Raw genomic sequence first — 13,503 nt, 5'->3', positions numbered from 1 at the left:
CTTGATTCCCCTTTTTTCAGTTATCGTTGTGGTCCAGGAAGTCTCCCACCACCCGCATGCACGCATCTTGCTCTTCGACATGCGGCATGTGGCTGGAATGCTCGAATATCTCCCAGCGAGACCCCTTGATGCCGTCCTTGTAGGGCTGCACGGTCGCGGGCGTGGCCTCGTCGTGACGTCCGGAGATGATCAATGTGGGAACCTCGATGGCCGGCAGGCGCTCGACGATGCTCCAGTTCTTCAGCGTTCCGATGACATGGAACTCGTTCGGCCCATTCATCAGATTATAGACGGTCGGATTGCGCACGACCTGGGCGAAACTTTCCGTGACTTCGGGCGGGAAAGGCACGACCCGGCAGACATGCCGCTCGTAGAACACCATCGTCGCCGCCTGGTACGCCGCATCGTCCGTCGTGCCGGCCTGCTCGTGCCAGGTCAGAGTCTCCTGCACATCGGCGGGCAGATCCGCACGCAACCGGTTGGCCTCTTCGACCCACAGCTTCATGGACGCCGGTGAGTTGGCAATGGTCAGCGATTTCAGACCCTTCGGCCGCGTCACGGCATATTCGGCGCCCAGCATGCCGCCCCAGCTCTGGCCGAGCACGTGGAAGCCCGCCCGAATGCCGAGGTGGTCGATCAGGTTTTCAAGCTCGTCGATGAACAGCCCAGGTGTCCAGAAATCGGCGCCTTTCTCAGGCAGCAAGGTGGAATTGCCGCAGCCCAACTGGTCATAATGAATGACGGCGCGATCCCTTCGCGCAAGAAGGTTGTAGGCATCGACATAATTGTGGGCGACGCCCGGGCCGCCATGCAGGATCACCACCGGCGCCTTTTCGCCACCGAGTTCGCCACTGACCCGATACCAGGTCTCGTAGGCACCGAAAGCGCCCCGTCCTTCCATGCCGATGATCTCAGATGACATCCCAGTTCCCAGTGCGGTTGAAGGCATCTTGTATTTGTCCGTGACGACGGGGGCCTAACTCATGTTGCGGGTGACCTGCACCCACTCTTCCAGCATCTGCACGCCAAATGCCGTGGCACCTTGCCTGCCGAGAGGCCGATCGGTGTCGGTCAGTTCCTTGCTGGCGATGTCGAGATGCACCCAGGGGCGATCTTCCGTGAAATGGCGCAGGAAGGCCGCGGCATAGGGAGCGTCGCCGTCCTCCATGTCCTTGGCATGATGCCTGAGGTCCGCGAACGGCGATTGCAGACCCTCATCATAGGCCCGGTCGAGCGGCAGCCGCCAGAACCGTTCGCCGACCGTTTCTCCGGCCGCGATCATCTGTGACGCGATGGCATCGTCGGTGCTGAACAGGCCGGCGAATATCGAGCCCAGGCCACGCGTCACCGAATAGGTCAGCGTCGCCAGATCGACGATCACCGAAGGGTTGAAGCGCGTGGCTGCATAGTGGAGGCAGTCGGCCAGAAGCAGGCGTCCTTCCGCATCCGTGTCGAACACTTCCACGGTCTGTCCGGACGCCGTCGTGATGATGTCGCGCGGTTTGAGCGCGGTGCCGGATGGCATGTTCTCGGCGATGCCGAGAACACCGACAACGTGTACTGGGCTGCCTTGCCGGGCGAGCGCGATCAGCAGGCCGACCACAGCGGCCGCTCCGCCCATGTCGGCCTTCATGTCGAACATCTGCGCTCCGCCCTTGATGCAGAGGCCTCCCGAATCGAAGCAGACGCCCTTGCCGACGAAAGCGAGTGGTTGGGCGGGAGCACCCTTGCCCCGGTAGCGCAGGACAGCGACCCGCGGCGGGCGCGCCGAGCCCGATCCAACAGCAAGAAGCGCGTTCATGCCGAGCTCCTTCAGTTGCGCGGCATCGAGCATTTCGATGTCGATTCCGGCTTCACGCAGCGGCTCCAGATGATCATGGAAATTGTCGGGATGGAGATGGTTCGGCGGCAGGTTGACCAGGGTCCGCGCATATTCGACACCGTCGGCGATGGCATTGATCCGCGCCAGCGCCGCGGTCAGATCCGGGCCGCGGGCCCCGACCAGTTTCACCCGCAAGGTTCGATCCGCTCCCGCCCCTTGCCGCCGGTTGCGCATGTCGAAACGATAGCGGCGCAGCCGCATGCCGAGCGCGACACGCGCCAGGATTTCGGCTCCGGGCAGGTCAACGCCGGCGATGGGGTCCAGGACCAGCGTGGCCGCGCATTCTCCCTTGCCCTCCAGATGCGCGGCAAGCAGACCGCCGGCGCGTGCCAACGACAGGGCGGTTACCGTTTCAGCTTTGCCCAAGGCCAGGACGACCACGCGCTTGGTCGACACGGCCTGAGGAGCAATAAGATCGATGCAGGTGCCGGATTCGGCCAAGGCGGCCGGGTCGGAGCAGGCGCGAGAGAGAATCCCGCTCATCTCGGCATCCAGGGCGACTGCCCGCGGGCCAAAGCCCGTGTGGGCAGTTTGCAAAATCACGACGACAGAGGCTTCGGCGGAAATCTCGTCCGCGGTCTCGAAAACCGGCGCTGGCGATTGAGGCATAGGCTGGCGCTCTCTCCAATTGCGGCAACACCAGCCGGTAGCGAGCAACGCTTCGCTCGCCCCGGTGGAGACTGGTCAAGCCGGTCTCCGCCGTTCGTGGTATAATGCCGGTCCCCAAACAGTCGCTTTCTTGAGACGACTTAATTGCTCTTGTCTTCTGGGTATCCCCTAACGGGGCAGGCGATCAAACGCGAATTCTGCCCATGTCGATTGACAAAAACTCAACTGACAATTCATGATCGGCCAATGGCCCTTCCCTCACTCAATGGCATGCGCGCTTTCGAGGCCGCCGCTCGCCTCGGCAGCGTCAAGGACGCGGCGGAAGAACTGCATCTGACACCCTCGGCTGTCAGCCGCCACATCCGCGCGCTTGAACGAAATCTTGGCCAGGACCTGTTCGAACGCGGTTTTCGCCAGATAACCCCAACCATCAGGGGCTCCTACTATGCGCGCAGCCTCTCGGAGGCGTTCGAAGCCATCTGGCGCGCCACCGATGACGTCAGCCTCTCCGAGGGGTCGCGCCACGGCAAGATCCAACGTGTGCGGGTCTTGTGCGTGCCCACCGTTCTGAACCTTTGGCTGGCGGATCGGTTGCCGAACTTTCGCCGGTTGCATCCGTCGGTGGATCTGGAGATTTCCACTTCAGGCAAGCGCGCCAACTTCGATTTGGCCATTGTCGACGAGTTCGTCTACAAGGCCGGCCCGGCTTTGACGCTGCTGATCCCGCTGCTTTTGACGCCGGTCTGTGCGCCTTCGCTTTTGGAGGGGCCTGTGCCGCTGCGATCGCCGGCCGATCTGGTCAACCATCATCTGATCCATGAATGCGAAACCATGAGATGGAAGCGTTGGCTGGAGCAGGAAGGCGTTCTGGAAACGACGCCAAAATCCAGCACAACACTGGATGATTGCACCTTGATCATGCGCGAAGCGATCAATGGCGCGGGAATAGCGCTCGCGGACACGATGATGGCGCAAGATTTTCTGCAGCAAGGCAAACTGGTCGCCCCGTTCCGTGCCCGCCACACCTATCCGGCCGGCATTTACCTGCATCAGCGTCGCAGCATCGGCAACAAACCAGGCACCGGCCTGTTTCAGGATTGGCTGCTCGCCGAAGTCGCGGATCACAAGCAGCTTATGGCCATCACCTAGATGGCCCTACCGCTTCAGATTGGAATCCCGGCGTCGAACTTCGAATCATCCGTGCCGGGCTCAGCGATGACCCACCATCGCCGTGCATCGATAATCGCAGTTCTCATTGAATATCTTTAAGGCCAAAGCCGGCAAATAGGTTGCTTGTCGGTTCCCCTGCGGCAGGCTTAACCTGCACGCGGCCAACGCGTGAGGGCGCGTGCTGCAAAAGGGGACCATTGCAATGACAATACAGGGTGCTTCACCTGATCTCTATAACGAGGATCTGGCTCCAGCCAAAGTTCGAAACTGGGGACCATTCTCGATCTTCAACGTCTGGACGTCGGACGTTCACAGCCTCTGGGGCTACTATCTCGCCGCCAGTCTGTTCCTGTTCTGCGGCGGCTTTGTCAATTTCATCATCGCCATAGGCATCGGATCGCTGATCATCTACGCGCTGATGAACATGGTCGGCTATGCCGGCGTGAAGACGGGCGTGCCCTACCCCGTGCTTGCCCGCGCCTCTTTCGGCATCTGGGGCGCCAACATACCGGCACTGGTGCGCGCCATCGTCGCCTGCTTCTGGTACGGCGCGCAGACGGCTGCCGCCTCCGGCGCTATCGTGGCGCTGTTGATCCGCACGCAATGGTTCGCCGATTTCAACGCCAGCACGCATTTCCTCGGCCATACCGGCCTGGAGGTGATCTGCTTCGTGGTTATCTGGGCGCTGCAACTGCTGATCATCCAGAACGGTATGGAAACCGTGCGCCGCTTCCAGGACTGGGCCGGCCCCGCGGTGTGGGTGATGATGCTGATCCTGGCGATCTATCTCTGCGTCAAATCCGGGAGATTTGCCTTCACCAGCGACATCCCGATGGACGTGTTGCTGGACAAGACGAAGGACGCGGGCGTGCCCGGCACGCCCGGCTCGTGGACTTCGCTGTTTGCGGTGGCAGCAATCTGGGTCACCTATTTCTCGGCGCTCTATCTCAACTTCTGCGATTTCGCCCGTTACGCGCCGGACAAGGCATCGCTGCGCAAGGGCAACATCTGGGGTCTGCCGATCAACCTCATCCTGTTCTCGCTGGTCGCCGGCGTCACCACCATTGCCGCCTTTGACGTCTATGGCGAAGTGCTGCTGCATCCCGACCAGATCTCGGCGAAATTCGACAGCTGGTTCCTGGCGGCGCTCGCGGCCCTGACCTTTGCAGTTGCGACCCTGGGCATCAACGTGGTCGCCAATTTCGTCTCGCCGGCCTTCGACTTCTCCAACGTCTTCCCCAGGCAGATCGACTTCAAGAAGGGCGGCTATATCGCGGCCGTCATTGCCCTGCTGCTCTATCCCTTCGCGCCATGGGAAGGCAGTGCCGCTTCCTTCGTCAACATCATCGGCGCGACGATGGGGCCGATCTTCGGGGTGATGATGGTCGACTACTACCTGATCCGGAAGGGTGAGGTCGACGTCGAGGCGCTTTACCGCGAAGACGGCGAGTTCCGTTTCCAGGGCGGCTGGCACGTCAATGCCTTTATCGCCGCCGGCATCGGCGCCATCTTCTCGTCGATCCTGCCCAACTTCACCAACTGGCTGCCGTCCTGGTGGGGCGTCTATGGCTGGTTCTTCGGCGTGGCGATCGCCGGCATCATCTACTACGTGCTGCGCACCGCCGCCCTTGGCGCCGGAGCGAAGACGGCAAAGGCTTGAAAATGAGGCAGTAGGCAGTAGGTGTGAGGGAGTAGAGAACCGCTTCCCTACTGCCTACTGCCCACCATCTCGGCCAGTTTTCGCACCGTGTTCCAGTTGCGTGAGGTACCGACGCCCAGACGCTTGTGGCTCGCTGCGGTCAGAAGCCGTGAACTGGGTGCGGCGCGCGAGAAGACAATCCAGATATTGCCAGCGACGGCGTGCATCTTTTCGTCTTTGCCGACATAGGAGCCGAGCGCCGTGACGGCTTCGTCCGGCACCGGCCGGCGCATCACGCGCACCGCCACCTGATCCGCGGTCGCATTCGATTCATCTGGAAACGGATTGCCGGCGGCAAGCTTCAGCCAGTCCTCGGCACCGCGCACGATGATATCGACATGGCGGCCGAAGGTTTTTTCGAAGGCTGCTTCCAGCCGCTGTTCCAGGTCGGCGATATCAGTTGCCGGTGCCTCGAAGACCAGATTGCCCGTCGACACCAGCGTGCGCGGGTTGTTCAGCCCGAGCTCTTCGGCCATGGCCTTGAGGTCGGCCATGACGACCCGGCGGCCCTCGCCCAGGATGATGCTGTAAAGCAGCGCGACATAGGTCTGCATTGCCGCCCGACCTGATCGCTACACCAACCGGCTCTGCTCCACCGCCGCCTCGATGAAACTGGCGAACAGCGGATGCGGGTCGAGCGGCCGGCTTTTCAGTTCCGGATGATATTGCACGCCGATGAACCAGGGGTGGTCCGGATACTCGACCGTCTCCGGCAGCACGCCGTCGGGCGACATGCCGGCAAACACCAGGCCGCAATCTTCGAGCCGCTCCTTGTAGTCGACATTGACCTCGTAGCGGTGGCGATGGCGCTCGAAAATCTGTGTGTCGCCGTAAATCTCGGCGATCTTGGAGCCCTTGGCGAGTTCGGCCTGATAGGCGCCGAGCCGCATCGTGCCGCCGAGATCGCCGGTTTCCCGGCGCTTCTCCAGCATGTTGCCTTTCAGCCATTCGGTCATCAGGCCGACGACCGGTTCCTCGGTCGGACCAAACTCGGTCGAAGACGCATGTTCGACGCCGGCCAGCGACCGCGCCGCCTCGATGCAGGCCATCTGCATGCCGAAGCAGATGCCGAAATACGGCACCTTGCGCTCGCGCGCGAACTTCGCCGCCAGTATCTTGCCTTCGGCACCGCGCTCGCCAAAGCCGCCGGGAACCAGGATGCCATGCACCTTTTCCAGCCATGGCGTCGGATCCTCCTTTTCGAAGATCTCCGATTCGATCCAGTCGAGCTTGACCTTGACGTGGTTGGCCAGGCCGCCATGCGACAGCGCCTCGATCAGCGATTTGTAGGCATCCTTGAGGCCGGTATATTTGCCGACCACGGCGATGGTCACTTCGCCTTCCGGGTTGTGGATGCGGTTGGACACCGCCTGCCAGGGCTCCATGCGCGGCTTCGGCGCCGGATCGATGCCGAAGGCGGCCAGCACTTCCGAGTCGAGCCCTTCCCTATGGTATGCCATCGGCACATCGTAGATATGCGGCACGTCGAGCGCCTGGATCACGGCACTTTCGCGCACATTGCAAAACAGCGACAGTTTTCTGCGCTCTTCCTTGGGAATGGCGCGGTCGGCACGGACCAGCAGGATGTCGGGCGCGATGCCGATGCCGCGCAGTTCCTTGACCGAATGCTGGGTCGGCTTGGTCTTCAGCTCGCCGGCCGTCGGGATGTAGGGCATCAGCGTCAGATGCACGTAGACGGCGTTGTTGCGCGGCAGGTCGTTGCCGAGCTGGCGTATCGCTTCCAGGAACGGCATCGCCTCGATGTCGCCGACCGTGCCGCCGATCTCGCAAAGCACGAAATCATAGTCGTCATTGCCGTTGAGGACGAAATTCTTGATCTCGTCGGTGACGTGCGGAATGACCTGCACGGTTGCGCCGAGATAATCGCCGCGCCGCTCACGCTCGATGATGTTCTTGTAGATGCGGCCGGTGGTGATGTTGTCCTGCTGATTGGCGGAGCGGCCGGTGAAGCGCTCGTAATGGCCAAGATCGAGATCGGTTTCCGCGCCATCATCAGTGACGAAAACCTCGCCATGCTGGTACGGCGACATCGTGCCCGGATCGACATTGAGGTAGGGGTCGAGTTTTTTGATGCGTGCGCGATAGCCTCGCGCCTGCAGGAGAGCCCCAAGGGCCGCTGCGGCTATGCCTTTTCCAAGTGAGGAAACCACGCCGCCTGTGATGAATACATATCGCGCCATGGGAGTCATCGCTTAACGCGGCCGGATTGATTCCGCCAGAGAAAAAACCACCGCGAAGGTTTTTTCCCAAGAAGGCGCTCGGATCGTGAACAGGGCAAAACAAAAGGGCCGGCTGAGCCGGCCCTTTCGGCAGGATGACGAAAACGTCAGATGATAACGACCTTGGTGCCAACCCTGACGCGGCTGTAGAGGTCCATGACGTGCTCGTTGATCATGCGGAAGCAGCCATTCGAGGCGCTGGTTCCGATCGACTGCGGCGCGATTGTGCCGTGGATACGCAGATGCGTGTCCTTCTTGCCGTCATAGAGGTAGATGGCGCGGGCGCCGAGCGGGTTCTGGCCACCGCCGGGCATGCCGTCCTTGTACTGGCCGTAATGCTTCGGCTCACGCTTCTGCATGTCCAGCGTCGGGATCCAGCGCGGCCATTCCTGCTTGTCGCCGACCGCAACCGTACCCTTGTACTGCAGACCCTCGCGGCCAACCGCAATGGCGTAGCGGCGGGCGGTGGAGGACGATTCGACGAGGTAGAGGCGCCGCGCGCTGGTGTCGATGACGATGGTGCCCGCATCGTAACCGCTGAATTCCACGTCCTGCGGCACGAATTCCGGCTTCACCTTGAACTGCTTCTTGGCTTCCCTCTTGGCGAGCACCTGGTCGAGAGCCCGTGTCTCAGGGAGATAGCTTATCGAAGACCCGGACGAGGTCCCGCCGAAGAGACCGGCGAACAGACCACCGTTGCTCGGCTGCTTCTGGCCGATGACCTCGCTGCGCAGCTCGCCATTGTTGCCGGTCAAGGCGACGTTCATCGCCTCTGCCGGAAGCGGCTCTGCCGATTGGATCGGCGCGATCGGTTCGATAGGCTCGATGATCTTGGCAACCTGCTTCTTGGCCGGCTTGGCATCGGCCACCTCGGTTGCCGGCGCGCTCTTGCCCTTCTTGGCAAGGAACGCCTGCCGTTCAGCGTCGGCCTTGGCCTTGGCCGCCTCGCGCATCGCCAGTTTCCTGGCTTCGAGCGCCTTGGCTTTGGCGGCCTCCTTGTCGGCAACGATCTTGGCCTCGATCTTCTTGATCTGGGCGAGGTCGTCGGGCGTCGGGTTTTTCTTCTTCTTGAGAAGCTTCAATTGCGACGCGTCACTTTTGACGGCGACGTTGATGGCGGAGGTTGTTTCAACCGAAGGCTGTGCGGCCATATTGGCTGGAACGCCAGCGAAAGCGGGGGAACTGATGCCGATTGCGGCACAAAGTCCCAGGAAAATGAAGCTGCGAAGCTGCATGGCGAAGATCCGATCGTTCTATGCTTGTTGCCCACGGCGTCGCCCAGCGCCCCCCAAGGGCGCCGGAAGTGCCGCGCGCAATCTATAGTCGAATAAGCGCGGGGGCCTCAAGCGTGAGGTCGTACCTCACCCAGTCGAATCTTTGTGATCTCGCTGCATTTGCCGCGACTGTGTTCAAACGAGCACAGATCGCGGCTTCAGCCGCCGAAGACTACTGGTTTGGAACCTGCGGGGCCGCCGGCGCGGCGGGAGCGGCGCCATTGGTTGCCGGCGGCGTCGAACCGGCGGCAGGCGCCGTGGCCGGCGCGGTCGCCGGAGCCGCGGCATCGTTGCCTGACGGCGGCGTCGGCGTGGTGGTGCCGGCGGGCGCCGGGGTGGTCGTGCCGGGCAATTGGTTGAGCACGCCTTTGCCTGCACCGTCCGATGTCGCCGGCACGCGGTCGAGGATGTCGATCGGCTTCTCGCCGTAGCGGGCGACGATCGACAGGGTCAAGGAGGTGGCGAAGAAGGCGGCCGCCAGGATCGCCGTCGCACGCGTCAGCGCATTGGCAGCGCCACGCGCGGTCATGAAGCCGGAGCCGCCACCGATGCCGAGGCCGCCGCCTTCGGAGCGCTGCAGCAGCACCACGCCGACAAGGGCGAGCACAACCATGAGATGGATGACGATCAGTACGGTTTCCATAGTTTATCCTGGCAAGGCCTTGCCCGGCCGCGGACACGACCGGTGAATTGGAGGCGGCTCAATACAATGCTTTGACGGCATTTCCAAGCCCGTGGCCGGAATATGGGAAGCAACCCGTCCTTTGCAACGATTTCAGGCACCGGAAGCCCTGTCCGGCGTGGCGAATGTCTTCAAGCAATATTGCGATAGGCCTCGGCAATAGCTAGGAAATCCGCCGCTTTCAGGCTGGCGCCGCCGACCAGCGCCCCGTCGACATTCCTGACGCCGAGCAATTCGACCGCGTTGGAAGGCTTGACCGAGCCGCCATAGAGAATGCGCATCTTCGCCGCGACGCCGCCGAGCTTTTCCGACAGCTTTTCGCGGATATGTGCATGTGCTGCCGCCACATCGCCGGCTGTCGGCGTCAGGCCGGTGCCGATCGCCCATACCGGCTCATAGGCAATGATGGTGTTGGACGGGGTGGCGCTTGGCGGGACCGAACCATCGACCTGCCGCGACAGCACATCCAGCGTGGCGCCCGCTTCACGCTGTTCATGCGTTTCGCCGACGCAAATGATGGCAACAAGCCCGGCACGCCATGCGGCGGATGCCTTGGCCTGGACAGTGGCGTCATCCTCGCCGCGTTGCTCGCGGCATTCGGAATGGCCGACGATGACATGGCTCGCACCGGCATCCCTGAGCATTTCCGCCGAGATGCAGCCGGTGTAGGCGCCGCTCTCCTTGGTATGGCAATCCTCACCGCCGGCATGCACCGGCGTGCGTGACAGGATCTCCGCGGCGTGGGCAAGCAGGGTCGCGGGAACGCAAACCAACGCTTCGGTCTCCGCATCAAGTCCGCTCATGAAGCCGTTGCCGATCATCCGGAGCTCGTTGAGGGAGGCGCTGGTGCCGTTCATTTTCCAGTTGCCGGCGACGAGCGGGCGAATTCCTGGCGTCATGGGTTTGCTTCTCCGGATGATATCGGGGCTCTGGACCTCACTACCAAAATCAGGCCACAAAGCAATCGACAGTGGGCCGGAAGGGCGCTATTGCGCTTGTTTCAGACTCGGCGCATGCGAAAATGCGCATAAATCGGAAGTAAAAATGCTTGGTATATTGAGAAGCGCGGCAGGCACCTGGGTCGCGAAAGGGCTGTTGGTGCTGCTGGTGCTCAGCTTTTTGGTCTGGGGCGTTTCCGGACGGCTGATGGGCGGTTTGGCCGGCCATGATTCGGTCATTGCCGCCGGCGGCACCAAAGTGTCGATCAACGAATACCGTCTCGCCTATGATCGCCAACTCGCTGTCATGTCGCAGCAGTTCGGCCAGCGTCTCAGCCACGAACAGGCAAAGGCACTCGGTGTCGACAACCAGGTGCTGGCGCAACTCGTCTCGGGCGCCGTTCTCGACGAACAGGCCCGCAAGCTGGGCCTCGGACTTTCCAAGGACCGGTTGGCCGAGTTGACGCGCGAAGACCCGGCATTCAAGGGCCCGGGCGGCCAGTTCGACCGCAGAACATTCGAATACATGCTGCAGCAGATTGGCATGCGGCCCGAGGACTATCTGAAGAACCGTGCCCAGGTGGCGGTGCGCCAGCAGATCGTCGAGGCTGTCTCGGATGGCCTCAAGGCTCCGGACACTTTCTTCAAGGCTGTTGCACTCTATCGCGGCGAAGACCGCACCATCGACTATTTGACGCTGCCCAAGGCACTGGTCGAGCCGATCGCGGCACCGTCCGATAGCGTGCTCTTGGCCTATTTCGAAGCCAACAAGAAGACATATGCGGCACCCGAATACCGCAAATTCTCCTATGTCCGCCTCGAACCCGTCGACATCATGGACACGACCGCCGTCACCGACAGCCAGGTCAGCGACGACTACAACAAGAACAAGGCGCGTTACACCACGCCGGAACTGCGCACCGTCGAGCAGCTTGTATTCAAGACGCCGGATGCGGCCAAGGCCGCACTCGATTCGCTCAAGGCCGGCGCTACTTTCGACAAGCTGGTCACGGCGGAAGGCAAGACGCCGGCAGACACGCTGCTCGGCACGCTTGCCAAGGACAAGATCGCCGACAAGGCGGTCGCCGACGCGGCCTTTTCGCTCAATGCCAATGAAGTCAGCCAGGTCGTGCAAGGCGCCTTCGGTCCGGTGCTGCTGCGCGTCACCGAGATCAAGCCCGAGGTGGTGAAGCCACTGGCCGAGGTGTCCGATCAGATCCGCAAGGATCTGGCGCTGGGCGAGGCAAGCCGCATCCTTCTGGACGTGCGCGACAATTACGATGACACCCGCGCCGCCGGCAGTTCGCTGGCAGAGGCCGCGGCCAAGCTGAAGCTGAAGATCGTCACCATCGACGCCATCGATCGCAGTGGGCTGCGGCCAGATGCAAGCATCGTCAAGGACCTGCCGCAATCGCCGGAGCTGATCAAAGCGGTCTTCGACGCCGAACCCAACACGGAAAACGATGCCTTGACCACAGCCGACAACGGCTTCGTCTTCTATGAGGTGGCGTCCATCACGCCGGCTCGCGACCGCACGCTGGATGAGGTTCGTCAGAAAGCCGTCACCGACTGGACCGCGGCGGAAATAAGCAAGCGGCTGGCCGCCAAGGCTGACGAGCTGGAAAAGCGGCTCAAGGCCGGCGCAACGCTCGATGTCATCGCCAGCGAACTGAAGCTCGAAAAGCAGACCAAGCGCGGTGTCAAGCGTGAGGCTGACGACGTCGACTTCGGTAAGGAGGGTGCGGCAGCGATGTTCGGCGTTGGCGAAGGCGGCACCGGCCTGATCCCCTCGCCCACCGGCGACGGGCAGATCCTGTACAAGGTCGCCGAAGTGTTCGAGCCCGCCGGAGCCGATGCCAGCTCGGTGCCGGATGACGCACAGAAATCCTTCACCTCCGGCATGTCGGATGATCTGCTCGACCAATTGGTGGCACAGTTGCAGACACAGTACGACGTTCGCATCGACCAGGCCGCCGTCGCCCAAGCCTCGACAAGATGAGCGCGCTGAAAACCCATATCGCCAAGATCGCGACCGGTAGCGCGCTTTCCTTTGAGGAAGCGCGCGAGGCTTTCGACATCATCATGTCGGGTGATGCGACCCCCGGCCAGATCGGCGGCTTCCTGATGGCGCTGCGCGTGCGCGGCGAGACGGTGAGCGAGATTTCCGGCGCCGTCGCAACCATGCGGGCCAAGATGCTGCACGTCGACGCGCCCACCGATGCCGTCGACATCGTCGGTACCGGCGGCGACAATTCTCACAGCGTCAACATTTCGACGGCATCGGCCTTCGTCGTTGCCGGCAGCGGCGTGCCGGTTGCCAAACACGGCAATCGCGGCCTGTCGTCGCTGACAGGGGCAGCCGATGTGCTGGTGGCGCTCGGGGTCAAGATCGACATCTCGCCCGATTTCATTAGCCGTTGCATCCACGAGGCAGGCGTTGGCTTCATGTTCGCGCCCGCGCATCATCCTGCGATGAAGCATGTCGGCCCGACCCGCGTCGAACTCGGCACCCGCACCATATTCAACCTGCTCGGGCCGCTCTCCAATCCGGCCGGCGTCAAGCGGCAGCTGGTCGGTGTGTTCCTGCCGGAATGGATCCTGCCGGTTGCCGAGACACTGAAGGCGCTGGGTGCCGAGCATGTCTGGGTCGCCCATGGCGACGGCTATGACGAGATCACCACCACCGGCGAGACGCAGGTCGCCGAACTGATCGGCGGCGAAATCCGCAGCTTCACGCTGACCCCTGAAGCGGTTGGGCTGGCGCGCCATAGCAAGGATGAGTTGCGCGGCGGCGATGCGGACTACAACGCCAAGGCCTTGCGCGATATGCTGGGCGGCGGCGCCGGCGCCTATCGCGACACCGTGCTGATGAACGCCGGTGCCGGACTGGTTGTGGCCGGCAAGGCGACGACGCTTGGCGACGGCATCGCGGCGGCGGCGCAAGCCATCGATAGCGGCCGTGCCCTGCAAGTGCTCGACAGGCTGGTCGAGATTTCGAACGGATAACGG

General features: G+C 62.4%; 11 protein-coding genes. 4 read left to right on the top strand and 7 right to left on the bottom strand.

The window, feature by feature from the left end; all coding sequences use genetic code 11:
- Positions 1 to 16: 16 nt before the first annotated feature.
- Together NKJ00_RS24400 and NKJ00_RS24395 are read right to left on the bottom strand one after the other, a co-directional pair.
- The gene (locus tag NKJ00_RS24400) at positions 17 to 922 is read right to left on the bottom strand and encodes a proline iminopeptidase-family hydrolase (RefSeq protein ID WP_352631566.1); all 906 of its coding nucleotides are present in this window, start codon (positions 920 to 922) and stop codon (positions 17 to 19) included.
- Between the two features lie 54 nt (positions 923 to 976).
- Complete coding sequence (locus tag NKJ00_RS24395; protein WP_352631564.1) at positions 977 to 2,491, bottom strand: leucyl aminopeptidase; 1,515 nt, start codon at positions 2,489 to 2,491, stop codon at positions 977 to 979.
- Positions 2,492 to 2,737: 246 nt separating this feature from the next.
- Here NKJ00_RS24395 and NKJ00_RS24390 point away from each other — a divergent pair, with 246 nt between their 5' ends.
- Together NKJ00_RS24390 and NKJ00_RS24385 are read left to right on the top strand one after the other, a co-directional pair.
- On the top strand, positions 2,738 to 3,640 hold the full coding sequence (locus NKJ00_RS24390) for a LysR substrate-binding domain-containing protein (RefSeq protein WP_023813924.1): 903 nt from the start codon (positions 2,738 to 2,740) through the stop codon (positions 3,638 to 3,640).
- A gap of 223 nt (positions 3,641 to 3,863) precedes the next feature.
- Positions 3,864 to 5,321, top strand: a complete 1,458-nt coding sequence (locus NKJ00_RS24385; protein WP_352554857.1) for an NCS1 family nucleobase:cation symporter-1 — start codon at positions 3,864 to 3,866, stop codon at positions 5,319 to 5,321.
- Positions 5,322 to 5,368: 47 nt separating this feature from the next.
- On the opposite strand, the gene NKJ00_RS24380 is transcribed toward NKJ00_RS24385, so the two are convergent.
- The 5 genes from NKJ00_RS24380 to tpiA form a co-directional block, all read right to left on the bottom strand.
- Positions 5,369 to 5,914: a DUF1697 domain-containing protein gene (locus tag NKJ00_RS24380; protein WP_352631562.1), complete on the bottom strand. Its 546-nt coding sequence runs from the start codon at positions 5,912 to 5,914 to the stop codon at positions 5,369 to 5,371.
- An 18-nt stretch (positions 5,915 to 5,932) separates the two neighbouring features.
- Positions 5,933 to 7,570 (bottom strand): CTP synthase, encoded by a 1,638-nt coding sequence (pyrG, locus tag NKJ00_RS24375; RefSeq protein ID WP_127810447.1) that lies wholly within the window; start codon positions 7,568 to 7,570, stop codon positions 5,933 to 5,935.
- Positions 7,571 to 7,707: 137 nt separating this feature from the next.
- Positions 7,708 to 8,835 carry a L,D-transpeptidase gene (locus NKJ00_RS24370; RefSeq protein ID WP_352442406.1) on the bottom strand — a complete coding sequence of 376 codons (1,128 nt, stop codon included), beginning with the start codon at positions 8,833 to 8,835 and terminating at the stop codon, positions 7,708 to 7,710.
- A gap of 211 nt (positions 8,836 to 9,046) precedes the next feature.
- The gene (gene secG, locus NKJ00_RS24365; RefSeq protein WP_128303636.1) at positions 9,047 to 9,517 is read right to left on the bottom strand and encodes a preprotein translocase subunit SecG; all 471 of its coding nucleotides are present in this window, start codon (positions 9,515 to 9,517) and stop codon (positions 9,047 to 9,049) included.
- A 170-nt stretch (positions 9,518 to 9,687) separates the two neighbouring features.
- Positions 9,688 to 10,455 carry a triose-phosphate isomerase gene (tpiA, locus tag NKJ00_RS24360; RefSeq protein ID WP_352554853.1) on the bottom strand — a complete coding sequence of 256 codons (768 nt, stop codon included), beginning with the start codon at positions 10,453 to 10,455 and terminating at the stop codon, positions 9,688 to 9,690.
- A 145-nt stretch (positions 10,456 to 10,600) separates the two neighbouring features.
- On the opposite strand from tpiA, the gene NKJ00_RS24355 reads away from it, so the two are divergent.
- Together NKJ00_RS24355 and trpD are read left to right on the top strand one after the other, a co-directional pair.
- A complete protein-coding gene (locus tag NKJ00_RS24355; RefSeq protein ID WP_352554852.1) occupies positions 10,601 to 12,493 on the top strand; it encodes a SurA N-terminal domain-containing protein in 1,893 nt (630 codons plus the stop codon).
- The gene (trpD, locus tag NKJ00_RS24350; protein WP_023812911.1) at positions 12,490 to 13,500 is read left to right on the top strand and encodes an anthranilate phosphoribosyltransferase; all 1,011 of its coding nucleotides are present in this window, start codon (positions 12,490 to 12,492) and stop codon (positions 13,498 to 13,500) included. Before NKJ00_RS24355 ends, trpD begins: the two co-directional genes overlap by 4 nt.
- Positions 13,501 to 13,503 lie beyond the last annotated feature (3 nt).

The sequence above is a fragment of the Mesorhizobium sp. M0227 genome, from assembly GCF_040321855.1.
Taxonomy (GTDB): Bacteria; Pseudomonadota; Alphaproteobacteria; order Rhizobiales; family Rhizobiaceae; genus Mesorhizobium.
This window is presented reverse-complemented; position numbering and strand designations above follow the sequence as displayed.

What these genes read in the sequence shown, in the direction of transcription:
- NKJ00_RS24400 (WP_352631566.1), bottom strand. Translation starts at nt 922, where the DNA reads ATGTCATCTGAGATCATCGGCATGGAAGGACGGGGCGCTTTCGGTGCC.
- NKJ00_RS24395 (WP_352631564.1), bottom strand. Translation starts at nt 2,491, where the DNA reads ATGCCTCAATCGCCAGCGCCGGTTTTCGAGACCGCGGACGAGATTTCC.
- NKJ00_RS24390 (WP_023813924.1), top strand. Translation starts at nt 2,738, where the DNA reads ATGGCCCTTCCCTCACTCAATGGCATGCGCGCTTTCGAGGCCGCCGCT.
- NKJ00_RS24385 (WP_352554857.1), top strand. Translation starts at nt 3,864, where the DNA reads ATGACAATACAGGGTGCTTCACCTGATCTCTATAACGAGGATCTGGCT.
- NKJ00_RS24380 (WP_352631562.1), bottom strand. Translation starts at nt 5,914, where the DNA reads ATGCAGACCTATGTCGCGCTGCTTTACAGCATCATCCTGGGCGAGGGC.
- pyrG (WP_127810447.1), bottom strand. Translation starts at nt 7,570, where the DNA reads ATGACTCCCATGGCGCGATATGTATTCATCACAGGCGGCGTGGTTTCC.
- NKJ00_RS24370 (WP_352442406.1), bottom strand. Translation starts at nt 8,835, where the DNA reads ATGCAGCTTCGCAGCTTCATTTTCCTGGGACTTTGTGCCGCAATCGGC.
- secG (WP_128303636.1), bottom strand. Translation starts at nt 9,517, where the DNA reads ATGGAAACCGTACTGATCGTCATCCATCTCATGGTTGTGCTCGCCCTT.
- tpiA (WP_352554853.1), bottom strand. Translation starts at nt 10,455, where the DNA reads ATGACGCCAGGAATTCGCCCGCTCGTCGCCGGCAACTGGAAAATGAAC.
- NKJ00_RS24355 (WP_352554852.1), top strand. Translation starts at nt 10,601, where the DNA reads ATGCTTGGTATATTGAGAAGCGCGGCAGGCACCTGGGTCGCGAAAGGG.
- trpD (WP_023812911.1), top strand. Translation starts at nt 12,490, where the DNA reads ATGAGCGCGCTGAAAACCCATATCGCCAAGATCGCGACCGGTAGCGCG.